At 68.0% G+C, this 26,777-nt stretch carries 27 protein-coding genes, 1 pseudogene and 1 CRISPR repeat array (1 of these 29 cut by a window edge); of the genes and pseudogenes, 16 read left to right on the top strand and 12 right to left on the bottom strand.

Annotation, left to right across the window (positions count from 1 at the left end; genetic code table 11):
- Positions 1-185: direct repeats of the CRISPR family, unit length 30 nt; unit sequence GTCCTCATCGCCCCTACGAGGGTTCGCAAC (it extends 309 nt beyond the left edge of the window).
- 435 nt (positions 186-620) lie between these two features.
- Positions 621-1,472 (top strand): IS5 family transposase, encoded by an 852-nt coding sequence (locus AB0C35_RS41520; protein ID WP_358468570.1) that lies wholly within the window; start codon positions 621-623, stop codon positions 1,470-1,472.
- Positions 1,469-1,924: a hypothetical protein gene (locus AB0C35_RS41515; protein ID WP_358468568.1), complete on the top strand. Its 456-nt coding sequence runs from the start codon at positions 1,469-1,471 to the stop codon at positions 1,922-1,924. Before AB0C35_RS41520 ends, AB0C35_RS41515 begins: the two co-directional genes overlap by 4 nt.
- Here the strand turns inward: AB0C35_RS41515 and AB0C35_RS41510 are convergent.
- The 8 genes from AB0C35_RS41510 to AB0C35_RS41475 form a co-directional block, all read right to left on the bottom strand.
- Positions 1,895-2,806: a hypothetical protein gene (locus AB0C35_RS41510; protein WP_358468566.1), complete on the bottom strand. Its 912-nt coding sequence runs from the start codon at positions 2,804-2,806 to the stop codon at positions 1,895-1,897. The two genes, AB0C35_RS41515 and AB0C35_RS41510, sit on opposite strands and share 30 nt — an antisense overlap.
- A gap of 32 nt (positions 2,807-2,838) precedes the next feature.
- Positions 2,839-3,837: a thiopeptide-type bacteriocin biosynthesis protein gene (locus tag AB0C35_RS41505; protein WP_358468564.1), complete on the bottom strand. Its 999-nt coding sequence runs from the start codon at positions 3,835-3,837 to the stop codon at positions 2,839-2,841.
- Positions 3,819-4,988 carry a lanthionine synthetase C family protein gene (locus tag AB0C35_RS41500; RefSeq protein WP_358468561.1) on the bottom strand — a complete coding sequence of 390 codons (1,170 nt, stop codon included), beginning with the start codon at positions 4,986-4,988 and terminating at the stop codon, positions 3,819-3,821. The genes AB0C35_RS41505 and AB0C35_RS41500 overlap by 19 nt, the downstream gene beginning before the upstream one ends.
- Positions 4,985-8,053 carry a lantibiotic dehydratase gene (locus AB0C35_RS41495; RefSeq protein ID WP_358468560.1) on the bottom strand — a complete coding sequence of 1,023 codons (3,069 nt, stop codon included), beginning with the start codon at positions 8,051-8,053 and terminating at the stop codon, positions 4,985-4,987. The genes AB0C35_RS41500 and AB0C35_RS41495 overlap by 4 nt, the downstream gene beginning before the upstream one ends.
- A gap of 118 nt (positions 8,054-8,171) precedes the next feature.
- Entirely contained in the window at positions 8,172-8,369 is a 198-nt protein-coding gene (locus AB0C35_RS41490; RefSeq protein WP_358468558.1) for an FxLD family lanthipeptide, read from the bottom strand.
- Positions 8,370-8,431: 62 nt separating this feature from the next.
- Entirely contained in the window at positions 8,432-9,658 is a 1,227-nt protein-coding gene (fxlM, locus tag AB0C35_RS41485) for a methyltransferase, FxLD system (protein WP_358468556.1), read from the bottom strand.
- A gap of 363 nt (positions 9,659-10,021) precedes the next feature.
- Positions 10,022-10,780: a DUF6879 family protein gene (locus tag AB0C35_RS41480; RefSeq protein WP_358468555.1), complete on the bottom strand. Its 759-nt coding sequence runs from the start codon at positions 10,778-10,780 to the stop codon at positions 10,022-10,024.
- Between the two features lie 77 nt (positions 10,781-10,857).
- On the bottom strand, positions 10,858-11,733 hold the full coding sequence (locus AB0C35_RS41475) for a helix-turn-helix transcriptional regulator (protein ID WP_358468553.1): 876 nt from the start codon (positions 11,731-11,733) through the stop codon (positions 10,858-10,860).
- A gap of 79 nt (positions 11,734-11,812) precedes the next feature.
- Between AB0C35_RS41475 and AB0C35_RS41470 the strand changes: the two genes are divergently transcribed.
- Together AB0C35_RS41470 and AB0C35_RS41465 are read left to right on the top strand one after the other, a co-directional pair.
- Positions 11,813-12,040 (top strand): hypothetical protein, encoded by a 228-nt coding sequence (locus tag AB0C35_RS41470; protein WP_358468551.1) that lies wholly within the window; start codon positions 11,813-11,815, stop codon positions 12,038-12,040.
- Positions 12,041-12,112: 72 nt separating this feature from the next.
- Positions 12,113-13,330, top strand: a complete 1,218-nt coding sequence (locus AB0C35_RS41465) for a delta-60 repeat domain-containing protein (RefSeq protein ID WP_358468549.1) — start codon at positions 12,113-12,115, stop codon at positions 13,328-13,330.
- A gap of 356 nt (positions 13,331-13,686) precedes the next feature.
- Here AB0C35_RS41465 and AB0C35_RS41460 read toward each other — a convergent pair whose 3' ends face one another.
- The 4 genes from AB0C35_RS41460 to AB0C35_RS41445 form a co-directional block, all read right to left on the bottom strand.
- Positions 13,687-14,220 carry an NUDIX hydrolase gene (locus AB0C35_RS41460; RefSeq protein ID WP_358468547.1) on the bottom strand — a complete coding sequence of 178 codons (534 nt, stop codon included), beginning with the start codon at positions 14,218-14,220 and terminating at the stop codon, positions 13,687-13,689.
- A gap of 2 nt (positions 14,221-14,222) precedes the next feature.
- Positions 14,223-14,528: a hypothetical protein gene (locus tag AB0C35_RS41455; protein ID WP_358468545.1), complete on the bottom strand. Its 306-nt coding sequence runs from the start codon at positions 14,526-14,528 to the stop codon at positions 14,223-14,225.
- 253 nt (positions 14,529-14,781) lie between these two features.
- On the bottom strand, positions 14,782-15,351 hold the full coding sequence (locus AB0C35_RS41450) for a GNAT family N-acetyltransferase (protein ID WP_358468542.1): 570 nt from the start codon (positions 15,349-15,351) through the stop codon (positions 14,782-14,784).
- Positions 15,348-16,781 (bottom strand): helix-turn-helix transcriptional regulator, encoded by a 1,434-nt coding sequence (locus tag AB0C35_RS41445; protein WP_358468539.1) that lies wholly within the window; start codon positions 16,779-16,781, stop codon positions 15,348-15,350. The genes AB0C35_RS41450 and AB0C35_RS41445 overlap by 4 nt, the downstream gene beginning before the upstream one ends.
- A 193-nt stretch (positions 16,782-16,974) precedes the next feature.
- Here AB0C35_RS41445 and AB0C35_RS41440 point away from each other — a divergent pair, with 193 nt between their 5' ends.
- From AB0C35_RS41440 to AB0C35_RS41385, 12 genes and pseudogenes are all read left to right on the top strand, one after another.
- Positions 16,975-17,322 (top strand): hypothetical protein, encoded by a 348-nt coding sequence (locus AB0C35_RS41440; protein ID WP_358468536.1) that lies wholly within the window; start codon positions 16,975-16,977, stop codon positions 17,320-17,322.
- Positions 17,323-17,555: 233 nt separating this feature from the next.
- Positions 17,556-17,759 carry a hypothetical protein gene (locus AB0C35_RS41435; RefSeq protein WP_358468533.1) on the top strand — a complete coding sequence of 68 codons (204 nt, stop codon included), beginning with the start codon at positions 17,556-17,558 and terminating at the stop codon, positions 17,757-17,759.
- The gene (locus AB0C35_RS41430) at positions 17,756-18,595 is read left to right on the top strand and encodes an SAM-dependent methyltransferase (protein WP_358468530.1); all 840 of its coding nucleotides are present in this window, start codon (positions 17,756-17,758) and stop codon (positions 18,593-18,595) included. The genes AB0C35_RS41435 and AB0C35_RS41430 overlap by 4 nt, the downstream gene beginning before the upstream one ends.
- Positions 18,592-19,446, top strand: a complete 855-nt coding sequence (locus AB0C35_RS41425) for an SAM-dependent methyltransferase (RefSeq protein ID WP_358468527.1) — start codon at positions 18,592-18,594, stop codon at positions 19,444-19,446. Before AB0C35_RS41430 ends, AB0C35_RS41425 begins: the two co-directional genes overlap by 4 nt.
- 116 nt (positions 19,447-19,562) lie before the next feature.
- On the top strand, positions 19,563-21,203 hold the full coding sequence (locus tag AB0C35_RS41420; RefSeq protein ID WP_358468524.1) for an ATP-binding protein: 1,641 nt from the start codon (positions 19,563-19,565) through the stop codon (positions 21,201-21,203).
- Between the two features lie 46 nt (positions 21,204-21,249).
- Positions 21,250-21,720, top strand: a complete 471-nt coding sequence (locus tag AB0C35_RS41415) for a roadblock/LC7 domain-containing protein (RefSeq protein ID WP_358468521.1) — start codon at positions 21,250-21,252, stop codon at positions 21,718-21,720.
- Position 21,721: 1 nt separating this feature from the next.
- On the top strand, positions 21,722-22,162 hold the full coding sequence (locus AB0C35_RS41410; RefSeq protein ID WP_358468518.1) for a DUF742 domain-containing protein: 441 nt from the start codon (positions 21,722-21,724) through the stop codon (positions 22,160-22,162).
- Between the two features lie 67 nt (positions 22,163-22,229).
- Entirely contained in the window at positions 22,230-22,820 is a 591-nt protein-coding gene (locus tag AB0C35_RS41405) for an ATP/GTP-binding protein (protein ID WP_358468515.1), read from the top strand.
- Positions 22,817-23,410 carry a GAF domain-containing protein gene (locus tag AB0C35_RS41400; protein ID WP_358468512.1) on the top strand — a complete coding sequence of 198 codons (594 nt, stop codon included), beginning with the start codon at positions 22,817-22,819 and terminating at the stop codon, positions 23,408-23,410. Before AB0C35_RS41405 ends, AB0C35_RS41400 begins: the two co-directional genes overlap by 4 nt.
- Positions 23,411-23,487: 77 nt before the next feature.
- Positions 23,488-24,753 carry an acyl-CoA dehydrogenase family protein gene (locus AB0C35_RS41395; RefSeq protein WP_358468509.1) on the top strand — a complete coding sequence of 422 codons (1,266 nt, stop codon included), beginning with the start codon at positions 23,488-23,490 and terminating at the stop codon, positions 24,751-24,753.
- Between the two features lie 155 nt (positions 24,754-24,908).
- A pseudogene (locus AB0C35_RS41390) lies at positions 24,909-25,070 on the top strand (BldC family transcriptional regulator); the annotation flags it as partial.
- A gap of 584 nt (positions 25,071-25,654) precedes the next feature.
- A complete protein-coding gene (locus tag AB0C35_RS41385; RefSeq protein ID WP_358468506.1) occupies positions 25,655-26,590 on the top strand; it encodes a hypothetical protein in 936 nt (311 codons plus the stop codon).
- The last annotated feature ends 187 nt before the right edge of the window (positions 26,591-26,777 follow it).

The raw sequence follows: 26,777 nt of genomic DNA, 5'->3' as shown, positions 1-26,777 counted from the left end.
ACTTCGGGCTCTTGGCGGACAGTCCTCATCGCCCCTACGAGGGTTCGCAACCCGTCCACCAGATCGACGGCGCGCAGCAGACCGGCACGTCCTCATCGCCCCTACGAGGGTTCGTAACGACATGCTGGGACCTGCCTCTCTTGAGGTGGCCTCGCGTCCTCATCGCCCCTAGGAGGGTTCGCAACCGGGTGATGCGCTCTTGAACGAAGCGGCCAGCAATGTGGACGCATGCCCTTGTTGTGACATTTGAGTGTTGATTAGGGCAACGGATCTTCGGAGGCGACGAGCGATGTCGACAGTGCCTTCGCCGCGGTCGTGGTGGCCTTGGAGAAGGCCGTTCGTAACGCTGGCGGTAGCGGCCCCGAGCCCAGGCCGCTGGCGGTGACCAGGTCGGCTAGGACACGAAGTTGGGGTGCGGGCAGGTCTACGTGGGGAAGGCGGTGGTTCAGGACGGCGCGTGCGACGTATCCATCGCCTGTGTCGATCGCTTCAGTTGCGACTTGTCCAAGCAGCTCTGAGAGGAAGTTTTGTGATGGGTTGCCCGTGTATGGGCGTGTCGACGGAGTGAGGGCTTCGTTACACGGGGTTGACGCTCGGCCTCGTTGAGTTGGACTTGCGGCATGGGCGAGCGCAAGCCGTACCTCAGCGACCTTTCCGACAAGCAGTGGGCGCTGATCGAGCCGGTGATCACGGCGTGGAAACGACGGCACCCCTCGGTGAGCGGGCATCAGGGCCGGTATGCGATGCGGGAGATCGTCAACGCGATCCTGTATCAGGCGCGGACCGGCTGCCAGTGGCGGTACCTGCCGCACGACCTGCCGCCGCACACCGCGGTGTACTACTACTTCGCCGCCTGGCGCGACGACGGCACCGACCAGACCGTCCATGACCTGCTGCGCTGCCGGGTCCGCGAGCAGGCCGGACGGGACGAGGACCCCAGCGGTGTGGTGCTGGACACCCAGACCGTGCGGGCCTCGGTCAGCGCCCCTGCCTCGACGACAGGACTGGACGCGGGCAAGAAGGACCGGGGCCGCAAGCGCGGCCTGGCGGTCGATGTGCTGGGGCTGGTGATCGCGGTGGTGGTGACCGCCGCGAGCGTGCACGACAACGCGATCGGCATCGGCCTGCTGGACAAGGTCTCGATCGACAACCCGTCGGTCACCACGGCGTGGGTGGACGCGGGCTTCAAGAAGGCCGTCGCCGCACACGGCGCCGGCCTGGGCATTCAGGTGGCGGTCGTGCCCCGTACTGCGGGCACCCGCGGGTTCGCGCCGTTACCGAAGCGGTGGGTCGTCGAGCGGGCCTATGGGACGTTGATGCTGCACCGCCGTCTGGTGCGCGACTATGAGCGGCGGCCGGCCAGCGCAGAGTCGATGGTCTACTGGTCGATGACCGGCCTGATGGCCCGCCGGCTGACCGGGACCGCCACCCCGTCCTGGCGGACGACCCCGCAGCCGGGTCTGGCGGCGTGACCGGCGTTGAGATCGGCCGACCCGGTGCCGGGCCGGTGGTGCCAGGTGAGCTGCTGCGGCACCTGGCCGACCGCGAAAATGACGCCGGCGCCCAAGCCGACCGGCTACGCGCACAGATCACCGAACTGACGGTGCAGTTGCAGGCAGCCGAGGAGGAGGTGTCCCGGCTCCAGCTCACCCGGCAGACCCTGCTGGAGATCACCGGCCAACAACAGCAAGACCAGCAGGAGGCTGGCGCGCCACCGCTCCCGGCCTCCTACCAGGACATTCTCGCCGTCTTCACGCACACAGACGGCGCCCTGCGCGCCAAGGACCTATGTGCCGCGCTGAACATCGGCGACCAGCCACGCCACACCGAGAACATGCGCGCCAAACTCAAACGCCTGGTCGGCCGAGACATCCTCACCGAACCCCAACCCGGCCTATTCGCCCTGAACCAGCACAGAACCTAACAAAACTCCCTCTGAGGCTTGGGCGTCGACGCAGGCGAGGGCGGTGACGGCGAGGCCGAGGCGGGCCCGGAAGAGGCCGTAGCCGGCGACCGGTTGATTGTCGCGGAACGTGCGGATCATCGTGGTGACGAGCGTGGGGGAGGCTGCGTGGTCGGTGCGGTTGCAGATCACCGCGAGGCAGGATGCGACCTGGTGTTCCCAGGGTTCGGTCGGAGTACTGGTGCAGAGGAGTTCGCGGGCTGTTTCGGGTGTGTTATTGAGGCTGGCCGCCAGGATTGCGGCCTGTCGTCCTTCCATCAGGTGAGCGCCGATTCCGCGGTGGGCCTCGGCCAGAGCGGCTGCGTCCTTCCATCGTCCCGAGGCGGTCAGGGCGCGGGTGCCGTCGGTGAGGAGTTGCAGCCACACCCATTCGCGGAGTTTGTTTCGTTCCTGGATGGTTCCGGTCAGATGAGCAAGCGGGAGGACGCGGTCGTCGATCGTTAGGTCGGTGCCGGTGGAGACAGCATGGTGTACCGCTTCCAGGATCCGTAGGGCGGATTGCGGGGCTCGGTTGCGGATGTGGAGACGGGCCAGGTTGACGACGGGTTCGAGCATGTAGCGGGCTTGCAATGTGGTGAGTCGGCACCCGGCTGTGCGGTAGAGGTCGATGTGCTGCCAGCACAGCCGTCGGGCTTCTCCATTGAGGCCGTTGTCGCTGGCCAGGAGCGCGGCCTTGTTCAGCGCGTGGGCGGCATCATGGAGCGCCTTGGCGTCTTGTCGTTCTGTGGTGCGGGCGAGGTCGGTGATCTCTTGGACGCGCTCGGGCAGTGGCGGGCACGCCGGATGCCGGCGGCCGACGAGAGGGAAGTATCGCAGGGCCGTCTTCAGCGCCGTCGGGTCCATGGTGGGGAGTCCCTCTCAGAGGAAGACCGATGTCAGGCGGGACTTACGAATGCGGCGGCGGCAGCGCGCGCGAGGATGCCTTGAGTTGTTGCTGAGAGGCCGAGCCGGTTCCAGTGGAAGATCACCACGTGGGTGAGCACGGCGCGCAGTCCGCGATCGAGCCGGCCGTCGGCGGCTGCGGCACCGAGTCGTCGGCCCGTCGTGTGGAAGGCATCCCGCCAGGCGGTGGCGGATTCGGCTGGGCCGTTCAGAGCGCATATCGGGTCGGTGGTTTGGGCGGCGACGAGGATGAGGGTGCGGACGCTGTCAGCGAGGGCGCCTGGAGCGTCGGAGGACGTGGGATTCGGCGGAGGTGGGCGCAGGCGCGCGACCCGGTGGAAGACGTCGCCGCTTTCGAACCAGTCGAGTCCTGCGCCGCGCAACAGAGCGTGGAGGAGGATGATCGACAGTTCGCGTCGGCCGATGTCTGGGAGCTCGTCGCGCGCGTATTCCAGGACGCCTCGACTGTCGGCGTAGAACAGGTCATGGATGATTCCCAGCGCTGTGGAACCGCCGAACGCCGCGTACTCCGGCTCGTAAACCGACGTCCGCCAGCATTTGATCACCCGGGCGTCGGTGAGTTCGGTGAGCGTACTGGTGAGCTGCTTGTGGCCGTCGGTCGATATGTGGTCCGGAGTGACAGGGCTACGTAGTCGTAGCCGCCAGCAGGGGTGTTTGCGTAGGAACCACCAGCCGACGATGGCGCCGTGGGTCTGGAGTTCGTTCAGGCGTGGCCCGAGCCGAGTAGCCGCGATTGTCTCGGCCTGCTCCCAGTCGGGAAACTCGATGAGGACCTGGTGCCAGCGTTGTTCGGTGCGGCGCTCCAGGGCTGCGTATCCGGCGGCCATGTACATCTGGATGGCCTCGGAGAGTTCGGCTGGGTCTAGGTCGTGGGCGGTGGCGGCGGCGTGGAGGTCTGCGCCCGCGAGGACGGAGAGCACGCCGGATGCGAGTTGGGAGGGCTCGGCTTCGGTCAGGTGATCAGCAGGCATCTGTCCCATCCGGTGAGGGGTGGCCTGGCGCTGCGTATGGTTTCCAGCACCAGATTCACTCCGGCGCGTCCGGTCAGTAATCCGGAGCCGAGGTCATCTTTCGGAGTGGTGTCGCCGATGAGCCTGCTGGCCAGTTCGGGTAGTCGCTGGTGCAGAGCTGGGGCGGTGCTGTCGTGGGCGGCGCGGTAGACGGTCTGGTAAATCCCGGCCAGGCCGTGGCAGACACCGGGTTTGGTGATTCGGGCTAGGTTGCGGTTGGTCAAGGAGGCCAGCAACGCCTGTTCGGCGGCTCTCTGACCTGCGGGGTCCCCGGTGGCGAGGGCGGCCAGTTGGAGCGCTCGCGTGATACCGGTGCTGCCGTAACACCACGAAGGCCGCCCAGGACCCTGATGGGTGGGGCGGCCGGTGCGTAGTTCGGAACGGGTGATCCATTGCGGCCACCACGGGCCGTCGGGTGAGTCCTGCCGCCAAGTGCCGAACCAGTCCGTCAGCCGGTGGATCGCGTCGTACTGCTGGTCGACAACGCAACCGTGACGAGCGGCCAGGGCCAGAAGAGCGAGGATGCCCGCTGCTCCGTGCGCCATGCCGAGGTTGGCGTGGCCACCGGGTGTCGGCAAGGTCGGGTCGGGGGCATGCGGCACCCACCACCCCGGCAGTTCGTCGCCGTCGCGTCGCCGGGGTTGGGTGAGCCGGGTCAGATAGCCGAGCACCTCGGCGAGGTCGTCGCTGCCAGGCCAACGGGACAGCAGCAGGGCTCCGATGCCGACCAGCCCGTGGAAGAGGTCGTACTCGGCGAATCGAGCATGCTCACCGGCGTCGATCCTTTTCGTGGCCGTGGTTACGCGCCGGTGGGCCAGGCGCGTCACGTAGCGGTCCAAGGCGGTGAGAGGTTCGGCATACCGTTGCTGGCCATCGGTGCTGGTGATGCCGAGCAGGAACGCTAGGGCTGGAGCCCCGTAGTACAAGCCCGCGTGATCGCCTCCATCGATCGGGTCGCTGGCTACCCGTTGGATCCGGCTGTGTGCGTCGACCCAGCCACCACGGCCGGTCTGCGCGCGTTCGACGTGAACGATCGCGACGCCGACTGTTCCGGTGGCCAGGGATTGATGCTGGGCCTGGTCGATGGTGAGCGCGATCGGTTGTGACCTCACCGAGGACCGCCCGAGGCTTGGGCGGTGGCCAAGTTACGGAGTGCGGCCGCCCGGGCCAGTCGGCCGGTGGTCGCCTCATGGGCGGGGTCAACGCCGAGTGCCCGGACATGATGCTCGTGCAGCAACGTCTTCAGCACCTCTGCGGGATCACGCTGAGCTGTGAGGGCGCGGTGGTAGGTCGCTGCGGCGCGAGACCGGGCCTGCCATGCCGTGGCGACTGCGTCACCGCCGGGTAGCGCACGTAGAGCGGCGAAGCCGCTTGCCGGGTCGCCCAGGCGCAGCGTTTGGCCTCGCGTTTCGGGATCCAGGGGGCCGGCGCCTTGATCCAGGCACCGGGTCAGCGTTCGATAACCGGACAGAGAGTCGGGAGCAAACGCCGCGGCAAGGTGGGCCATGGACGCCGCCGCGATGGCCTGTCCCGAGGTCCCGGTGGAGTCGGCCAGCGTGATTTGGGCGATGGAGGCGGCGGTGTCGGCGGCGAATGTGTCCTCGGCGGCTTGCATGGCCGGGCCGTGCCCGTAGCGGCCAGGGTGCTCGGCGGCCGGGTTGAGCGACAACTGCCGTATCAGGCTGCGCCCGCGGAGGTCGGCGGCGAAGGTGGCCAGCCGTGCGGCCACCGTCCCGAACAGGGAGGAGTCGGTGAGCCGGAACAGCAGCACCAGGTACTGGTCGGCTTCAAGTCGGATCAGGTCGCGGTGTCGACGAATCCACCATCGTCGGATGGTCCCGCCGAGTTGTTCGGCGAAGGCGGGCAGGTGGTGGGTGAGGACGGCGTCGAAGCGCGCCGGGTTGCCCACCAGGTGCGCCCGCAAGAGTTCGGCGTCGCCTGGCTGATGGACGAGCCCGGGGGACGCTGTGACTGGCAGGGGCCGGGGCGGGGAGACGGCGACCATGGGGATCACCAGCTCGGTCGGGCGACCTATCCAGCCCACGGCGTCCGGCGGTGTGTCTTCACGAAGTTCGATGTGTTCGGCGTGCTCCAGCCTGGTGCGTAGCAAGTGACGATCTAATGGTCTGTTCAGGCTGAGAGGCAGGCGCAGTTCCCCTTGACACGCGACGACGCGAGCGGGCACCCGCCAACTGTTCCGCCATCGCCACAGCCCCGCCTCCCATTCGTCGCCGGTGCCGGTCACGTGGTCGCTGGTGAGGAGCCAACGTGCCCCGGACAACACCGTGCGCCGGTATCGAATGCGGGGCACGTACGGCAACGAACGGGCGGCCCCCAGTTCGAACGGGCCGAACACGGCGCTGCGAGCGTCAGCGACCTCGGCGAGAAACCGTGCCAGCGGCGGGGTCTGCGCCATGGTGTCCAGCGCATGCGGGACGTGCGCGATCACCCGCCGACCCGTGGAGCGCTGCACCAGGTACATGCGGTTGGAGTCGGCAGTGACCGCGAGGTCCGCCAGCCTGATCACGCGTTGGCCGGAAGCTGCGGTGTCGACGTGCTCGGAGAGCGGCAGCAGGGCCGTCCCGTGGTGTGGGGCGACCCGTATGACGTTGTCGTTGTGCGGACGCCGCGGCGGAAAGGACAACAGCGCGACGATCGCATCGTCGTCGGCGTAGCTTTCGGCGAGACGCGCACGGTCGGGCTCGTCCAGCAGATGAGCGAACCTGCCGACCATGCTGGTGTGGGCGCGCGGTGCGGCCACCACTCGCAGTTCGAAATCGCCGCGATCGATCGCCTCCGCCGAGGCGGCATGCAAGGCGATCCCGAGCTCGACACGTCGCGGCACGACCGCGTCGGCGTGCTCGCCCACCGTCAGTGAACGGACGTCGGCCTCCGTCAGCGTGATCTCCTCTGCCCCGTCCATGGCAGCCCCCTGGATCAGCGACAGCAGGACGGTGTCGCGTTCGGTAAGCATCCGCCATGCCGGCCTGGCGCGGGGTGCTCCCAGATATCCGTGCGGATAGCCCAGCCCTGAGTCGGCGAGCAGCTCCCGCACCGGGACCAGCGCGCCGAGGCCGTAGCGGGCACGGAATCGAGAGTGGTAGTCCATCCACGCAGCCGTGCCGAACGGCTGAGCGGAGACTCTGAGAAGGACGTCAGCCGCGCGCTCAGCCTCCTCCAAGACGAGCTGGGGGAGGGCGATGTGGGCGTCGAGCCGCAGGTCCGCCGCCAGCACATGGTCGGTGCCGGGCCCCAGGGCACGCATCCTGCTGGTGATCATGGTGCGGAGCGGGGTCGTCTGGGACTCGCCGGTTGTGGTGTTGTGCTGCGCGATCTCTGTGCTGATCGCTGCGAGCTGATCCTGGAACGCGCTGACCTCGTCGAGTTTCCGGTCCTCGGGCTCGTCCCAGCCTACGGTTCGGAGCGTTTGTACGAGGTGTTCCAGTGGGTCCAGGGCCGTCGATGGAGGACGCAGGCCGGTGATGAGGAAGCCGCCGTCGATCAGGCCATGAAGCATCCGCTGAATCCGGTCGGCGGCGACCGCCGGGTACCGGAGGGACAGACGCTCGGCCAAGGCGTTCAACTTGATCGGCGTCGAGGCCTGTTCGAGGGCGTACTCGATGGGCGTGGTGAGACGCACCGACGCCTCTCGAAGCGGGCCCGGTGAGCGTGCGCCCAACTCGGCGCGCCTGGAGACGATGAAGCGGCCGTCACGGACGAATCCGGCGTTGTCGGTCACCACCGCCAGCTGTCCTCGCAGGGCCCGGTTTCTCTCGAGTCGCTCGATCAGGCCGGTGACCCATTCGGCGTCGGCGCGGATCACCGGCTGGTGAGCGGCGCCGATCTTCGCGGCCGCCGGGCCGATGGCTGCGGTGGTGACTCCGGCGAACAGCCCGAACGGGGTGGCGCGCCCCTCCCACCGCAGCATGTAGGACGCCATGGACGTCACCGTCCGCCGAAGCCGGCGCTCGGAAACATGGTCGGCCAGGACGCGGACGCGGTCGATCTGCGCTGCCAGGGCCGGGCTGGCCAGTTCCACGGCCTCGCGTACGTCGGCGCGGGTCCAGACTCCCTCTAACCATGCCCGCCCATCTCTGCGCAACGCCACGGGGTCGGCCGGTTCAAGGTCGCTCGGCGGGGTTACGCCCCCGGGGCATGTTGTCGCGCGCACCAGCACCAGCCCGGTGTGCCGGAAACGTCGGGGAGCGGCCATGGCACATCCCTTCTGCGCCCCTCGTCCTGCTGCCGGGCGGCGCCTGCGTGATGGACGCCGCCCGGCGGGACGGTCAGCGGTTTCAGGCCGGGTCGTTGGAGCTGGTGCTGCAGGCGCTGGTGCTGCACGTGCTACCGCAGCCGTCGCTGGTGGAGCACATCATGGTCACCAGTGGCGTGGTGGTCTCCACCACCCGCATGTCCAGCACGAACTCGTCCTCGCTGACGCTGGCGGGGGTCTCGAGCAGTTCGGTGGCGTCCAGGGTCAGATGTGGGGCCATCGGCTCCTCCTCATGTACGGGACGGACAAGGGGGTGGTGCTTCCCGGCTCACCACGCGGTGTTCAGTCCGCCTGAGGCCAGGAGATCGAGACGGCGCCATGGCGCTTGCTGAGGACAGCGGAACGACCGGGAGGAGGGGCAGGGCGGCTGCCGGCCGGCCAGAACCCAAACGCAGGCTCACTGGAGCGGCCGTGGTGGTCCCATGCCCGGACCTGCTCGGTGAGCGCGGTGGCCGCAGCCTGACCGTGAGGACCGTAGGCAGTCGCGCCGAACTCGACCCCGCCGCCATCCATCGCGGGCCGCACCGCCACGTAGGCGAAGGAGTCGTCGCGCACAACTCCGAACGGGAACCACGTCTTGCCGAGCCGCGACGCCAGGTCGGTATCCGGGTCGGCACCGACACGGCAGAAGCCGGGCAGGAAGGCCGCCAGCCACAGGTGCAGGCCGGCGAACGAGACACCGTTGGCGATGGTGACACCAGACCACACCGAGACCGGCTCGGTCGCCAGCACCCCATCGAGCGCGGTGATCGGCTCGGGAGGCTCGGAATCGAATTGCAGCTTGATGTGCTTGCCATGCCGGTCCGGCAACAGGAACGTCCGCTCGGCATGGGCTCCCGCGCCCCTCATCGGGACGAACCCGGCCACCTCGACGTCGACGCTCGCCAGGTGGCCGCCGCAGCGGCGGAAGGCGATCGTCCGGGTGACGCCGTTCATCCGCAACGGCACCACCAGGACGCCGTCGGCGGCGAGCTGATCCAGCCAGGCCGGAGGAACATCCCAGGCGCCGACCGTGACGAGGATCCGGTCGAACTGGCTGAAGCCCGAGAGGGGGTGTTGAGCGTCGGCCTGCACGACTGTGACCCGCTCGCCGTATCCGGTTCTAGCCAGCGAGTTACGGGCCTGCTCGGTGATCTCGGCGTCGATGTCGACGCTGACGACATGCCCGCCCGGTCCGACGACTTCGGCCAACAGCGCGGCGTTATAGCCGCCTGATCCGATCTCCAGCACCGTCATACCAGGTGCGAGTTCAGCCATTTCGATCATGCGGACCTGGATGTAGACCGCGCTGACTGAGGAGATGTGCGCGCCGTGCTCGTCGGTCTTGGTGATCAGCGGGTTGTCGACGCTGTAGACCGCGTCCAGAGGCGTGCCGTCGGGAACGAACATCTCCCGCGGGACCGTCCGGAACGCTTTGTCGACGGCTGGTGAGACGATCTGACCCCGGGCGAGCAGCGCGTCGGCCAACTCGTGGCGCAGCCGTGCTGCCGGACTGGAGTCGTCGGTCATGTCCGCCGCCTGGATCACGTGCTTCCCCCGTTGGTCGATAGCCATTGGCAAAGCAGCCCCGCCCCTGCATCCGAGCCCGCCCGAATGGACGGACCTGATGCCCGCTGGGAAGCCTGACATGAACTGGAGATGCTCACCGGGAAGCACATCCGGAACCGGCGAACCGGCTTGCGGACATGATCGGCCGCAGAAGACGCCGAGGCACCTCACGACGCCGGTTCCGGCGGGACCAAGTCATGGGCGGCCCCCTCAGGTAGGGAGTGGTTGCACCAATGACCTTGACGCTCCGGAGTCGTCGCGGGAAAGAGATTTGGCGTTCTTTGGCCCCTCACCACACGGTGATGGGTCAAGAACCCCATTCAGTCAGTTGCGGCTCGGGAGTTGGTACTGCTCGTGCGGGGTCGCGCGCTCCCACACCCGCTCGAATGCGGCCAGGCAACGCGCCACCACGTCCGGATCGTTGCTGCTCTTCTCCTCGGGGATCTCGGTCCCGTCCCCGGAGCAGAAGTTGAACATCACCAGCTTGTGGTCGAAGAGCCAGAAGTCCGCGCCGGGCAGCATCAGGTCCCACGCCCGATCACGCGGCAGCCATCGCACGTTCTCTCCTGCCGCGACGTTCTGAGAGGTGAGCATGTGCTCCCACCGGATGTAGTCCGACGGGGGCTCGGACACCACGCGGGCGCGGCGGATCGTCACACCCCGCCCGACCGCGTCCTGGACGATCTTCCGCCAGTTCTTCATCTCGTACGAGCCCGAGCCGCCCGACACGAAGTCCTGGTAGGCGGGGTGGGAGGGGTCGTAGGTATCACGCATCTCCAGATGCAGTGCGGTGTGTTTGGCAGCCTGGAGCACCTCGGTGCTGTCCGCCGGGCCATGCCCGAGACGTCCGGGCTCGTAAGTGCCGGCGGCGGCCTCGGCGATGATCGACGCCATGCGGGCGGGCAACCGGACCACCGCCTCGTCTGAGTGCAGGTTGCTGTGCCTGGCGATCTCGGCGATCAGCAGCGGATCGGTGATGAGCAGACCCTGAAAGTAGAAGTCACCGGTATCGGGATCGACGTACACCGCGGGGCACCGGCCCTCTGGCGAGTCAGGGTCTTCACCGACCAGATCAAACGCCATCACGGTCCTCCGTACAGCTTCGAACAGGCAAGTCGAGAAATGCTCGGGGTCCTTGCCGAACCTGACCCCGAACTGGCTCATGCGTCAAGTCGCCCGCGGGCGCTGGTGATGATTTGTCTGGCTTTCTCACCATGAACGGCCAGACCGAAAAGACGCTCCCAGGCCGCCACATAATCGGCGATCTCGGCCGGCTGGGACACCGACAAGAATCCCGATACCAACTCCACCGTGACCAGCTCGGTGTTGCTGATGACGAAGGTGTGCTCCGGCCACACACGATGTCCGGCATGGGAACGGTCGGCGTCCAAGGGAATGATCCCGAGCGACACCGACGGCAGCCGAGCCATCATCAGCAGATGCGACAGTTGGTCTGCGTGCACATGGGCAGGGGCGACACGGTGATGAAGGACCTGCTCCTCCAGCAGGAACACGAACCGTGCGTCGGGACGCCGCAGCACACGTTGCCGATCCATGCGCTCGTCCACTGCCTCGGCGACATCGTCCACCTCGACGTGCTGCTCGATGCGCACCGACTCCAGCGCCGCAGCGGTATAGGCCCTGGTTTGCAGCAGCCCCGGGATCACATGGGTGCAGTAGGTGCGCATGAGCCTGACGCGCTCATACCTGTCTCGAACAGATTCCTGGGCGCCCTTGAGGCCCCCGCGGTTGAGCTGCCGGTAGGTAAGCCACATCCGCTCGACGCTGGCCTGCTCGGCCAGCAGCTCGCGTGTGCGCTGCTCAGAAGCTCCACAAATCCGGCACCACAGCCGCACATGCTCGGCCGACGCCGGGCGGACGGCCCGCTCGATCTTGGAGATGTTCGTCGAGTTCCGCCATCCGGCCCTGCGCGCGAACTCCACACCGGTGATCCCCGCGGTCGTGCGGAGTTCGCGGAGCTGATCGGCCAGCCGCTGCCGGGCGGCTTGCGCGCTGGACGAAGACGACGAGGGCATCGTCCCCATCCAAGCGCAGCGACACCAGCTACCTGCAACTCAACGGGGATGGGGCCGGGCCGCGGCTTTGGCCCCCTGGATGTCGCGTCGCGCCGCGGCTGCCAGGGCCGACCTGTACGCCACGCTGCTGTGGTGGCGGCTGCCGCAGGCCCCAGACCTGTTCTCGATCGCGGAAGCCCTCGCCGACGCCTTCGACAGCCGGGATCGTCTGACCGCCGAAGGCCGCGCCCTCCACGGTGCTCGCGACGCGCTCCAGGCGCCGACCGGACACAGCCACGTCATTCGCTGGCCGCAGGTCGGCGGGTGAAACGTGAACGCCTCACCGATCCAAGAGGACCGCGAGGCATCGCGTTGGTGCACGGAGGTACGCTCCCCTGTCATGGCGGACACTCAGCATTCGACGGTCGTTTCTGAAGATCCTGTCGATTTGACGCCGCACGTTCTCGACGGGGTGGTTAACGCCATCACCATTGCAGGAGAAAAGGTGATAGTGGGCGGAGAGTTCACGCAAGTTCAGAATTCCGCCGCCGGAAGTCCAGCAATTGAACGTGTCAACATCTTCGCCTACGACCGGGCCACGGGACTTATTGAGGAAGGTTTCGCGCCTCAGATTGATGGTGCCGTAGCTTCACTGGAAACTGGTGAGGACGGGACTGTCTACGTGGGCGGCCTCTTCAACACTGTGAGCGGGCAGGTCGCGAAGAGACTTGCCCGGGTCAACGTTGCGGACGGGAGTCTGCACCCGGACTTCACCCGAGCCCAGGTCAACTGGGGAACTATTAACGCGATAGTTCGGCGGGGGCAGCACCTGTACATCGGTGGACGGTTCGACACGGTAAGCGACCCGGTGACCGGGGTTGAACGCCACGTGCTGGCCAGGCTCGACTCCGCAACAGGGGCTGTCGACCCTGCCTTCGATATTACCCTCTCGGAAGCGCGGCGCGGTGAATTGTTGGTAAAAGGCATGGCGGTGAATCCGGCAGGGACCAAGCTCGTAATCAACGGCACATTCACAAAGGTCAACTGCGAGAACCGATATCAGATCGCCATGATCGACCTAGGGCAGACGGTAACGCTGTCCACCTGGGAGACCCACAAGTACGGTAACTCCTGCCTCGAAGAGTACGACACGTATATGCGAGGCATGGACTTCTCCCCCGACGGGTCGTACTTCGTCGTCGTGACGGCAGGCGGTGCCGGCTTCGCAACCGTAGCGATGTGTGATAGTGCAGCGCGCTGGGAGACGGACCGTACCGGACGGCATCAGGAGCCGACCTGGATCAACTACACCGGCGGAGACACCCTCCTGTCGGTCTCGGTTACCGGCGCTGCAATCTATGTCGGCGGCCACCAACGCTGGATGGACAACCCCTACGGTTACAACAGCGCTGGCCCGGGAGCCGTTGAGCGGCAAGGCATCGCAGCCATCGACCCCACCACCGGCAAGTCCGCCGACATCCCCTGGAATCCCACTCGCACTCTCGGGCAAGGTGCCGGGGCGCTTGTCGCCACCCCCGACGGGCTCTTGGTGGGCAGCGATACCGATCAACTAGGTGGGGAGTTCCATGGCCGCATCGGCGAGTTCCCCCTTCCATAGGGCAACGGACGCTCAAGGATTCCTCTGCCTTGCCTGGCCGAGGCAGCCATCGTTACGCCCCGGTCCTGCCCTCCCGGCGGCGTACTTCGGCGGGCGGTCGGCTGACAGGTGCGCCTGGCCCTCGCGGTCCTCGCCTCCGGTGGACGACCTGTGGTGCGGTCTCTTCGGCGGTGTCGGTGAGCGTCGCCTTGCCGATACCGCCGAAACCCTCCTTCCGTTGGGTCAAGAAGGCGTGCGTCAGCAGGCTTGCCCACTCACGGACGCATCCGCTCTATCCGACCGAAATGTCTGAACCGGTTTGGCCTCGTGGGCGGTCACGATCGACGACCTGCCCTGCGTCATGGTGGTGCGTGCTCTCAGCGGCGCCGCTTCGCGCAGAGCAGGTAGAGCATCCCGGTCGCGGTGGTGGAGGAGACGATTTCCCCCTTGTCGATCAGGCCCGACGCGTCTTCCAAGGGGATCCACGCGATCCGCGCGGACTCGAACCCGTCGGCGGGGTCACCGACCCGAGTCGCGCCGTCCGCAACGAAGACGTGGTGCGCAGCGTCCAAGATCCCGCTGGTCGGCTGTAGGTACGCCAAGGGCCGCAACTGGTGCGGCCGCCACCCGGTCTCCTCCTCGACTTCGCGGGCCGCCGCCTCGACTGGGGCCTCCCCGTCGGCAATGCCGCCCATCGGGATCTCCCAGCCCCACCGGTCGGTGATGAACCGGTGCCGCCAGATCAGCAGCACCCGGTCACGGTCGTCTACCACCAGAGCGCCCGCAGAAGGCGCCATGCGAATCAGCCGGTGATCGAGGTGACGTCCGTCCGGCAGCTCAACATCGGCCAAGCGCAGATCAAGCCACTGGTCGCTGTACAGCGACCGATCGGATCGGACCGTCCACTGCATACTTACTCCAACTCGTGAGACAGATCGGTGCGCACACGATCACGCAACTCCTGAACTGCTGGCAGACCGCCATAGCGGGCCCGCCCGAGGCGGATCGTGCGGTGAAGGTTATGCTGCGCTCGCGCCGAGGTGACCGGCACGGCAAGATCCAGCGCCCGATCCAGCGCCGCGGCCGCCTCTCCAGGTTCCCCCATGAGGAAGTTCGCGACAGCGAGTCCGTCAAAATCGAGGACCTGGCTGCGCCGATAGTCGCGGGACCGCCCCTCCGCCGCGTCGGTGATGTCGGGGCGAGCTTCGGCCGCATACATGCGGGCTCGATCTTCATCGCCCATCCGCAAGTGGCGCAGCGAAAGGTCCCGGAGCGCCGCACCGCTGACGCCCTGCAGTTCCGTCCGCGGTTATGTCCCTGCAGCCCGTCGTGGATCAGCGTCAGCGCAGTGATCAGTTCAGCGGTGCCCGCGATCTGATCCCCGCCGACGCGATGCAGTTGGCCGAGCAGGTGGCCCAGCGCGTCCGGGACGGTTGGTTGACATCGCGTCCTCCAGAGGGGGTGGGGAATCGTTAGCGTGTTGGCTTGAGTGGCAGCGGCAGCATTAGGACGTCGAACATGGGGGCGTCCGGCCAGCCGGGGCGCAACTGGGCGACGCGGTGCCAGCCCCATGCGGTATAGGCGCGGTACGCGGTCTCGTTATCGGTCTCGACCAGCAGCGTCGCGCGGACCTCGGTCCTATCTCCGAGCAGGGCGTCATGGAGAGCGTGGGCGAAACCACGACCGGTCCGATGGCGTCGCACCATGATCTCCGACAGGGCGAATGTCCTGGTGCCGTCTTCCTCGGTGAATCCCGGTTCTGGCTCGGAGACCAGTCCCCTCCACCACGCCGTGCTCGACCCTAGGGGCCATCCCCACGTCTGTCCGACCGGCTCACCGTCCAGGTAGGCGACCACCATGTCGAAGCCCCTACCCGAGCCGGTGTAGGCGTCGAATCGTGTCATGAACTGTTCGGGCGAGTCGAAGGGGTCTCCGCTGGCGATAGCGGTGCTGTAGGCGTCGCGGTACACCATTTCGACGGTGGTGCGGATGGCCCGGGCCTGCTCGGCGTCGTATCGGCGGAACTCAAGATCATCAGTCATGGAAGAGACGTCACTTTCGTGGAAAGGCCGTCGGCAACGACGCGGTAGCGGTCATGGAACGCGGGGTCGTGCTGCGTGAGCGGTTGCAGCGTTTTGAGGGTGCGTACCGACCCGACCAAATCCAGGTCGCCGAGGGCCTGCTGGCCGGCGTCCAAAGCCGAGGTCACGTGGCCGTCGGCGAGCCATGTCTCGGCGAGAGTCGCCTGGTAGTAGACGCGGTTGCGGGGGGCGAGTGACTTGTCTTCGAGGACGCGTTGCAGAATGCCTGCCGCAGTGGCCTTGTCCCCAAGGAGAGCCGCGACGCGGGCCTCATGGCCGCGCACTTCGGATCGGTCGACGAATCCGAGAGCCTGCCGGTCCTCGGGATGGTCGCCACGGTCCAGTTCGCGGTGCGCTTCGACGATCGACGTTCGCGCCGCCGCCGGGTCGCCGAGCAGAGCACTGACCGGCGCGGATCTCATGGCGATCAGCGCGTGAAGCTTGGGGGATGGCTGGTGTTTGGCGGCCTGGGCCGCGACACGCAGGGCTCGCATGGCCTCACGTGCGGGGCCACGCTGCCCGCTGATGCGGGCCAGGGCCGTCGACTGCATCGCCATGGTCGCGTAAATGTGGGCGCGAAGTACCGGGTCCTCGCCGCTGTCTGCGAGCATCGCGGCCTCTTGTGAGAACCGGCGGGCGAGGGCGAGTTCGCCGGCGTCAAAGGCAAGGAAACTCGTGCAGTTGGCCAGGTCCGCAGCCGCTCGGAGTAGATCCCGGCCAATGCGGTCGCTGTAGTCGCTTTCATCCAGCATCGACTTGGTGCGGCCGAACAGCTGAATCGAGTCCCTGATGAGGTTGGCGCCGCCAACGGCCCAATCGCGCTCCCACAGTTCATCGACACAAGTTTGCAGGTAGCGCACATGAGAGAGACTGATGCGCTCGGGGGGAGGGAAGCCCTCCGGTAGCAGCGCTGACGAGGTCAACGCTATGAGCCCCGCATTGAAGACGCGACGATCCATTTCCCCCCCTTTCGGATGATCACAGAGACCCGGGGTTGTTTCGGTTCTACCAATGATGAGCGGGAGCAAGGCCTCGCGCGGCATGCACACCGCGTCGGCCAAGGCCAGTAATTCCCGGATGTCGTAGAGCGTGGCCCGCTCACCAGACTCGGCCCGCGTCACCTTGGTCTTGGTCCACCCCGGCACCAGGTCAGCAAGCTGCTGCTGTGTGAGGCCGGTGGCCGAGCGCAAGAGCGCGAGAACGCCGCTGAAGTTCAGCTCGGCCAACGCGTGGCGCATCGGCAGGGAGTCCCATAGCCATAGCGGCGTAGCAGCGGCAGAACGACGTGAATCTCTTTGGCACAGGCCGCAGACGGCTTCCTTGTTGTACCGGGACAGCAGCGTGGAACGGCACGCGGGGCAGAGCTTCTGCTCTGGCAGCTGCTCGGGCATGCGGAGCCCTTCCCGGCCGGTGATCATTATGTCCTTTCTCAAAGGTAGAAGGTGCTGCGCCCGACCGCCAGCGAGCCTTGTTGCCAATGTGGCACCACCTGGCCGCGGCGCTTGGTGTCCATCTGGTGATTGTCGGCCACCCCCGGCGGCTGGCTAGCTGATGTTCCCAGCCGCAAACCCAGGAGGCCCCACAGTGTCCGCCGCATCGAACGAAGCGATCTGGCACCTGCGTGCTCTGGCCGAAAAGGTGACCGGGGTGGAGAACCTGCGAGTCGACAGGCTCTTCGAGGACATCCCTCCACGATTGTCGCTGCGGAACACCAGCATGCGTGACGGCCGCGGCTGGGAACTGCTGTCCGGATCGATCCTCGTCGTGACCGATCGAGACAGGGACTGGTTCATCTGGGATCACGGAGACCGACTTGCCCTCGCTGACGCCGTCGACGACGCCGCCAAGCGGGTGCTGCAGGTCTTGACGTTCGAAGAACCGCTCACTCGTGAAGCCAGCAGGGTGAGGGGTCGGCTGGGCGCGCTGTCATGACGGATCTCAGCCCCGTGACGGCGAGACTGCAGGATCCCCGCCTCGTACTCGCCGCCCTTCCCGAAAACCGGATCGTAAGTGCGGGTGCAGGCCGCGCATCCCAGCGGCGCAACCCCGAACGCTGGCCGCTTATGGGCCGCGCAGCCTCGCCCTCACCGCAGTGGTGGGAAGAGCGACCCACGCCGGGATCTCCACCGCCACATTCAGTCCCGATTTCCCCCAGGAAGACCATGATGACCACTACGACTCACGCCCACGCCGAGGCCAAAGTTGAGCTGAAGAGAGAGTTCCCCGGCTGGAACATCATCTGTTCCGCCGATGGCCGTTGGTGGGGCCAGCGCTTCCCGGTGCCTAGGGAAGCGTTCGACCAGCCGAACATGGTCGACGCCGACAGCGCCGCGGGGCTGCGCGCCAAGCTGGCGGAGGCGACGTCGTGACCGCAGACAACGGCCTCAACCGGGACCGGGGCCGGGCTTCCACCGCCCGCATCTACAACTACCTGCTCGGCGGCAAGGACAATTACGAGGCAGACCGGGAGGCGGCCGAGGAGATCATCCGGTCGGCGCCGGACGCGCCTGCGGTTGCGCGGGAGAACTTGCGGTTCGCTGGCCGTGCGGCCTCATGGGCCGTCGCTGCCCACGGGATCAAGCGGGTGGTCGACATCGGAGTCGGGATCTCCCACGGTGTCCCCATCCCCTCGGTGGAGACCTGCGTCCACAACGTCGCCCCTGGTGCAAGGGTTGTCGCGTTCGACCACGACGAGGTTGTGCTGGCCCACGCGCGGGCATGCCGCCCCGGATACGGCGGTGTCCTGCACGGCGACGTCACCGACCTCGACGGCATCTTCGACCATCCCGCCGCCGGTCTCATCGACACGAACCGGCCGATGGTCGTGGTCTTGGCGGCCGTCCTCCATTTCATCGGTGACGCCACCGCCGTCATGGACGGGCTGCGGGAACGCCTGGCGCCGGGGAGCGTCGTCGTGCTCTCCCACGCCACCTCGACCGACACCAGCGAGGACCGCGTCGGCGGGATGACCAAGGCGTACGAGGGGGCGTCCAGCCCGATCAACTTCCGCAGCGAGGGTGAGATCCGGGCGCTCGCGCTCGGGTGGGACATCGTCACTCCACCCGGCTTGGTCGACGTGCAGCTCTGGTCCGTCGACGGCAGTTATCGAGGTGAGCTGTATGAGACGGTTCGCGTCGTCGGGATGGCCGCCGTGCTCCCCGGCCGCCAGCAGGGGCAGGGCCACATGCCGGGTGGTGCCCGGTGAGCGGCGGAGACATGGCGTTCGATTGGCGCGCCGCCGAGCGTGACCTGAGCGTCTACGACCCCTCCCGGCCTGCGATAGCGCGGCTGTGGGCGTTGTGGGGCGGCGGGAAGGACTACAACCTCGCCGATCGTGTTCTCGGTGACGAGGTCAAGGAGCAGTTCCCGCAGATCACCTCGATCGCACGGCACCGGCTGGCGTTCCGCAGCCGGGTGGTGCGGGCCCTGGCCGGCGAGTATGGCATCGACCAGTTCCTGGTGGCCGGCGTCGACATGCCGATGCACGACGAGGTCCACACCCTCGCCCAGTTGATCAATCCGAGCGCCCGTGTGGTGTACGCCGACGCCGACGAGCTGGTGATGGCTTACGCCGCAGCCTTGTTCGGTAGTGAGCCCACTGGCGGCTGCGGGTTCGTGCAGGCGGGGCTGGACGATCCCCGCGCGGTGCTGGAGGGCGCCGCCGCGACCTTGGATTTCGGTCGGCCGGTGGCCGTGCTGCTGATCAACAGCCTGGACGTCCACGGCGATCCCCAGGCCGTTGCGGCCATGGCCGCCTTCCGGGCCGGTCTGCCGACCGGTAGCTATATCGCGTTCTGTCACCTGATGGCCGAGCATGACCGCCGCCTGGTCGCGCTGGGCCGCATGTGCGCCGACACCGCACCCGGCCCGCCGGGCATCCGTAGCCCCGCCGAGCTTGAGGCGTTCTGCATCGGAATGGCGCCGGTCGCGCCGGGGCTGGTGCCCGCACCGGCGTGGCGCCCGGACCCTGGCCCGTGGCCGGTCCCCACTGAGGTGGATCTGTGGTGCGGCGTCGGCCGGATCTGCGGCGCGCGACCGGGGCGGGGGCGGCGGTGAGCTCGACGGCGGGTCCTCGACACCGTAGTTCACGGCGCGTACATGGCCCAGGTGCCTCATCCGGCGACGCCGGAGCGTCTTCTTCCCATTCTTCTCGTTGTGGTGAAGGACGAGATATGACCTCCTCGAACTCTGCTGCGTCTGGGCCGGCGCACGCGTCGCCCCCCGCTCCGAGCGGGTGGCCGTGGCTGATCGGGTCGCTGCTGCTCGCCTGCATGGTCGTCTACCCCGTCGTCATCTACGCCCTCAACGATCGCTCCGATGCGCGGGGCCTGCGGCTGACCGTCGTGGCGGTGTTGCTGGCCGGGGCGGTGATGCTGGTGACGGCGACCCTGATGCGTCACCACGAGGCTGACCGGTACCACCGGCACCGCCAGGACGTCGAGCGCCAGTTGCTGCAGCATCAAGTCACCGGTCACACCACTGCGCTCCAGCAGATGGCCTCATGGCATCGGCGCATCGATACCGAGTTCGCCCGGGTGAACGGCTATCTGGAGGGCTCTGCCGCTGCCCCGGGTACCGGTGAGGTGGCCCGATACGTGGGCCGCAACGGCGAGCACTTGGCCGCCATCGCCGGGCACCTGGAGCGGCTGACACTCCTGCAGCCCGCGCTGTCGCCGGGCGGCGCAGACACTCGTGAGCGGGCGGCCGGTGACGAGCCCGATCGGGAGGTGCTGGTCTACGTCGGGCATCGCATGCATTCGCTGGTGAGCCGGATGCTGGAGCGGCTCAAGACCACCGAGCGGGAGCAGGAGGACCCCGATCTCCTCGATGACCTGTACCGGGCCGACCACCTGGCCACCCAGTTGCGCCGCGCGGCCGAACGGCTGGCGGTGCTCGCCGGCCACACCGCCCGCCGGGCCCACTCGCCGGTACCGGTCTCCACTGTGCTCCGCCAGGCGGTGGCCGAAGTCGAGGACTACTCCCGTATCCAGCTGACGCTCCCCGACGACGATCCCCATGTCCCGGGGTACGCGGGCCCAGAAGTCATACACCTGGTGGCCGAACTGCTGGAGAACGCGACCAAGTTCTCCCGCCCGGACACCACAGTGCTGGTGTCCACGCGGGCGATGCCCGAAGGGTTGGGCGTGGAGATCCACGACGAGGGCCTCCCGCTGACGGCGCAGAAGTTGGAGGACCTGCGGCGGATCCTGGCCGACCCGCACCGGGTCAGCCCGCGTGAGCAGGTCCGGCAGGGCCAGATCGGCATGCTGGTCGCCGCGCGGCTGGCCACCCGGCACCGTCTGCGGATCGAGCTTCATCCCCAGGTATCCGGGACGCGGGCTCTGGTCGTCGTGCCGAACACGCTGCTGATAGCCACGGCCCAGGGCGCATCCGCGGCCCCGGCGCCCGATCTGCCGCAGCGCAGCGCAGCGTCCCCGGCCGCCGCGCCAGCCGGTGCCCAGGCTGCAGCCATGCCGAACGGGACGGTCTTCGACACCTCTGGCCTTAACGGTTCCGGTGCAGCCGACACTCCCTCAACTCCGCCGCCGAACGCATCATCGGTGTCCACCGGGCCAGCCACGCCGCCACCAGGCGGAAGGCCGGAGCTTCCGCTCCGCAGCCAGGCCGCGTCATCACAGCCCCCGGCCACCAGACCGGCGAGCCCGCCGCCGGAGCCGGGCCAGCCGCCGACACCCGGTCTGATGTCGGCGTTCACCGCTGGTATTCGCAGCGCACAGCACGACCCACAGCAGGACCACACCGGCCCGGATCCCATCGGCCAGGACCGCGCCCATGACCCCGCGACGGGCTGACCTCAGCCCGGCCCGGACGATCTCGCACGTACGGAGAGAGACAGACATGACCAACCCCACGCCCTCTTTCCCGGTCACGCCGGGACCGGCCGACGAGACGCTGAGCTGGCTCCTGGACAAATTCGTGGAGAAGACGACCGGTGTCACGGGCGCCCTGTTGGTGTCGCGGGACGGCCTGAAGACGGCGGTCTCGGGTCTGGACACCGACCAGGCGGACAAGGCGGCCGCGTGGGTGTCCAGCCTGCACTCGCTGGCCCGGTCCGCCGGTTCGATCATCGGTTCGACGCCTGGCGGGTTCCGGCAGGGCATCGTTGAGAACGATGGCTTCCTGATGTTTGTGACCAGCGCCGACCACGCTGCGGCGGGACAAGCAGGAGCCGGGTCCCGTCTGGTCGGCAGCGTGCTGGGCGTCCTGGCCCAGCCGGGCGCAAACCCAGACACCATCGGGTTCGAGATGGGCCTGCTGGTCAAAAGCGTCGCCGACCACCTGCGCACCGCGACGCGCGGCGGCCGGTGACATGGCGGGCACGCAAGGCCGGGACCCGTGGTGGCTGCCGGTTGGCGCGGCAGAAGATCCGGCAGATCACCCCAGCCGGGCGTGGTCGACCTACGACGCCGAGGAGATCCGCCCCTACGCGATCACCGGGGGCCGGACCCGCCCGCAGCATCCGATGCGGCTCGTCACCCTGCTAGAGGCCGCCGACACCGCCCGCGTCCAAGGCGCGGCACCCGAGGCCGCCCAGGCCGTCGAGGCGTGCCGCGTCCAGCCGTGCTCGGTCGCCGAGATCGCCGCGCTGATCGGCCTCCCCGTCCAAGTCACCAAGATCATCCTGAGTGATCTGATCGACTGCGGCGCGCTGGTGGTGGCGCTGCCCGGTCCCAGCGACCGCCCCGACCACCTGCAACTGCTGGAAGCGCTGCGGTCCGGGATAGAAACGAGGCTGTCTGATGTCGCCTGACCCCCCCCAGCTCTCCGCCCTGACCGCCCAAGAGGCGTGTGGCAGACGCAAATCCGCTCCTATCCCGGTGAAGATCATCGTCAGTGGCGGCTTCGGCGTCGGCAAGACCACGCTGATCGGCGCGGCCAGCGAGATCGAGCCGCTGACCACCGAGGAATACCTGACCGAGGTCAGCGACGGGATCGACTTCCTGACGGGTGTGGAACGCAAGACCACCACCACCGTCGCGCTGGACTTCGGCCGCTTGACCTTCCCCCGGCAGCAGATGGTGCTGTACCTGTTCGGCACGCCCGGCCAGGACCGGTTCTGGTTCACCTGGGACGACCTGACCTGCGGCGCGGTCGGTGCCGTGGTGCTGGTCGACACCCGCCGCCTGGCCGACGCCTTCGCCGCGGTCGGCTACTTCGAGCAGGCCCAGATCCCGTTCGTCGTGGCGATCAACGAGTTCGACCACGCCCCCTACCGCTACACACCCACCGAGGTCCGCGCCGCCCTCGAAGTCCCCGACCACATGCCGGTCGTGCGCTGCGACGCCCGCGACGAGCGCTCGGTCATCACCGTGTTGCTCGAAGTGGTCGACCACGCGCTGGTTCGCGAACGTGAACAGCCCCGCCCGCCCAACTCCCCGCAAGCACGCGCCTACGGTGCATCCGCATGAGGTACGACACCGACTCCGGCCTGCACGTCGACAACTGGCACGACACCGCCGAGCAGCGCCTGAAACTGCTGGCCGAATTCGGGATCGACGGCACCCCCGACGCCGAGTTCGACCGGTTCGCCGCCCAGGTGTCCGCCACGTTCGCCGCCGAACTCGGCGACGCCGGGCAAGGGCTGTACGCGATGGTGAACCCATTCCTGCGCGATGAGCAGACGTTCGTCGGCCTGTACATCCCGCCGGGGGCCCGGCCGGTTGACCGGACCATGCCACCCGACCACGGGTTCTGCCCGGAGATGCTCGACCGAACCAAGGCGCTGGTCCTGGCCGACGTGTGCGCCAAACCGCAGTTCGCCTCCAACCCGGTGGTCGACAAGCTCGGGGTCCGCACCTACGCCGGTGCCCCGCTCATCCTCGGGCCCACCGGCACCGTGGTTGGCAGCGTGTGCGTGGTCGGGACCAGACCCATGCCTAAACAGACCCGCCAAACCTCGCTCGCACTCATCAAACAGCACCGTGACGCGCTCTTGGAACTGCTCGGCCAGCGTGGCGGCGCGGGCGGCCGTCACAGCGCCGGCTACCACGGCGGCTGACCAGGCGGCCGACACAAGGCCGCGGCGAAGACGTCTGCCGGACCGACCACCGGCAGTAGCTCCACGAGGGAAAGGGGATGGTGTCCGTGTTCGAGACCGACGACCACCAGCGCCTAGGCCAGGAAGCCATCGACTTCGCCCGCGCTGAGATCGAGCCACACGTGGCCCGCATGGAAGCCCACCCCGGCCAGGTCGAGGAGGAGATCGTCCGGAGAATGGCCCGGCTGGGCTGGATGACGGTGGCCGTCCCCCGCGCGTGGGGTGGGATGGGGCTCGGGCACATCGCAAAAACGCTCCTGCTGGAGAAGATCTCCCAGGTGAGTCCCGCGATGGGCGCTGCGCTGCAGGCATCCCAGCTCGGCGCGGCGACGTTCTACCGCTACGGGAGCGCCGACCTGCTGCGGGCCTGGATGCCGCAGGTCGCCGAAGGCGCATGCCTGCCGACGATCGCGGTCACCGAGCACGAGTCCGGCGGGCACGTGCTGGGAATGCAAGCCACCGGGCACCGTGACGGCGACGGCTGGGTGCTGAACGGCCGCAAAGCGTTCGTCGGCAACAGCCACATCGCCGATGCGCACTGTGTGGTGGTCCGCACAGGCCCCCGATCGGCCGGAAGCCGGAAGTTGTCGGCGTTCCTGGTCGAGAAGAGCAGGCCCGGTGTCCGGCTGGTCCCGTACCAGACCGCGATCGGCCTGCACGGCTTCAGCTTCGGTGACATCGTGTTCGAGGATGTCCGGGTCCCGGCCGCGAACATGATCGGCGCCGAGGGCGACGGCAAGGACGTCGCCTACGCCGCGTCCATCCTGGCGGGCCGCCTGAACCTGACCGGTGTCGTGCTCGGCATCCAGCAGGCGCTCTTCGACGACACCGTCGCCTACGCGCAGACGTGCCACCGCTACGGCGCCCCGCTGGCCGACCATCCCGTCATCCGGCAGCGGCTCGGGCAGATGAACGCCCGGCTGATGACCACCAGGACCAACGCCTACACCGCCGCGCGTCTACTCGACCAGGGCCGGGCCTGCGACGAGCAGCTGATTCTCGCCAAGTTCCAAGCCGTCACGTCAGCGCTGGACTCGGCCAAGGACGCGATGGACACCCACGGCGCGGCCGGGCTCCGCACGGACCGCCGCGTCGGGCAGCTCGTCCAGGACGCGCGGTGCATCGACCCGCCCGCCGGCACCAACGACATCCAGCTCCTGCGGCTGGGTGAGAACGCCGCCGGAGTCGACCGCCAGCCGTACTCGGTGCGGCTGGCGCACCTGACCGCCCTGGACCCGCCATCAGCCACCCCCTCAGCCACCCCCTCAGCCACCTCCGCACCCACCAAGGAGCACGCCGCATAAACCCACCCTGCGGTCCGCCTTCGCTCACTGCACCCTGCCCCCGGACCAGCCAACCGCATTCCGCCGCTGAACCGCCGTGCGGCCCGCAGGACCTTCCAAGCCCCACCGGTCCCGGCCGCACGACACCTCACCCACCCGACATGAAACCTACGGACATGACTGCACCTGACGAACTGCTCACCCCGGCCGAGGTCGCCGCACTTTTCAGGGTCGACCCCAAAACCGTCACACGCTGGGCAAAGGATGCCAGGTTGACCTCGGTTCGCACATTGGGCGGTCACCGCCGCTACCGCGCCGCCGAGGTCTACGCGCTCCTGAACAGCGAACGGTGGTCCGGTCGGCGCACCCCGGTGGAGACCCTGGTCAACGACCACTACGACGGTGACCCCGCCCCCGCGCTCAGGGATCTGGCCCGCCGGTACGGCATCGCGATCGCCATCCTGGACCGCGACTGGTTCACCCAGGTCACCGGGCGCGACCTCACTGACGACGAGTGGGAACCCATCGCCGCCGAACTCGCCACGTCCAGCAACGCCCCGCACGACGCATGCGCCCACCAATTGTTCGACTACGCCGGCACGGTGCTGAGCACAGCAGGCATCGCCGCCCAGGACACCGGATCCCAGCCGGAGCCACCACCAGGTGCGATACGGCGGCCAGTCGCCCGCGGGTAGCGCCGGCCCGCGCCTCCAGCCCTCGGGACGCGGCATGCCCGCTCAGCCCACGCCGATGCAGCGACGGAGACCGAACCCGCTGGCCAGGCGCTGGGCAGAGAGCCGTGACGCGTGAGCGGCCGATGGCCCTAGGCGAACACGGTGTTCGGTGTCGCTCTCAACCCGTCGCCCTGCCACGAACCGGCCGGGTGAGAACAGCCCCACCTCGACATGAAGGGCCCACAACGATGACCCGTCTTCGTCTCAGCTACGTCAACATCGAACACGGCGGCCGGACCGACGCCGGCTACTCGGCCTACTCCGGAGACGGCGGCCCCTACGATTTCGCCCGGGTCACCGGGATGCTGCACGACGGGGACTGGCCAGACATCCTGGTCATCGGCGAGGGCGACCGGTACGAGCTGAATGGGATGGAGGGGGCGTTTGAGGCCGCCGCCGCGATGCGGGAGGCGGGCGGCCCGGCCTACGTCCCGCACCCGTGCTCGCTGCCCCGCGAGGCCGGCTTGTTCGCCCCCGTCATCTACATCGACCCGCACAAGGTTGTGGTCCGGCGGTTCTACAGCCACCGGCTCCCGGACTTCGCTTCCCGCAACCGCAACTTGATGCTTTTCACCCTCCCCGGCCGTGACGACCCGTTCCGGGTCGTGGCCTGGCACGGCGACATACATAGCGGCGACACCCGGCTGGCCGACGCGCGCAGGTTCGACCGGCTGGCAGACCCGGCGATCCCCTGCGCGCTCCTGGGAGACTGGAACACCGTCCCCAGCGGCCCCTTCTTTGAGCCGACCGACATGAACAAGCCCGGCGTCCACAACCCGCGCGGGATCAACTACCGCGTCAAGTGGGAAGGCGGCGCCCGGCAGGCGGGCCCGCACGTCTACGACACCCGCGCCCTGGACGCCCTTATCGGATGGTGGAACCCCGACACGGGAACGCGGGAGGGCGGCGTCGGCTTCCATCATGTCGCCGATATGGAGAAGGACTACACCCCGACGCAGATCGAACGGCCCAACGGCCGCCAATGCCTCGCGGTCGACGGCATCCTGCTCAACGACCCGCTTCGTGACGCCTACCTGCCCGGAAGTTACCGCGTCCACGACTTCCGCGACCCCCAGGACCCCGACTCCGACCACAAGCGCATCAGCGTGACGGTCGACGTCTAGTCGAGAACATCTTGGTCTTCGGGCACGAGCTGGCTCACACGAACGAATCCGGGCGTCCGCAGCAGCAGCCCCTGGGACCCACTGATCGGGTTCGTACTTGTGGACACTGGGGACCCGACCGCCTTTCATGCGCTTAGCTGTCACCTTATCTCTGGCCCTTCACTCGGCGGTACGCCCCACGACACCC

Origin of the sequence: Spirillospora sp. NPDC048819 (genome assembly GCF_040650055.1) — a bacterium.
GTDB lineage: Bacteria > Actinomycetota > Actinomycetes > Streptosporangiales > Streptosporangiaceae > Spirillospora.
The sequence above is the reverse complement of the archived record's forward strand: the minus strand, read 5'-3'. Positions and strand labels throughout refer to the sequence as shown.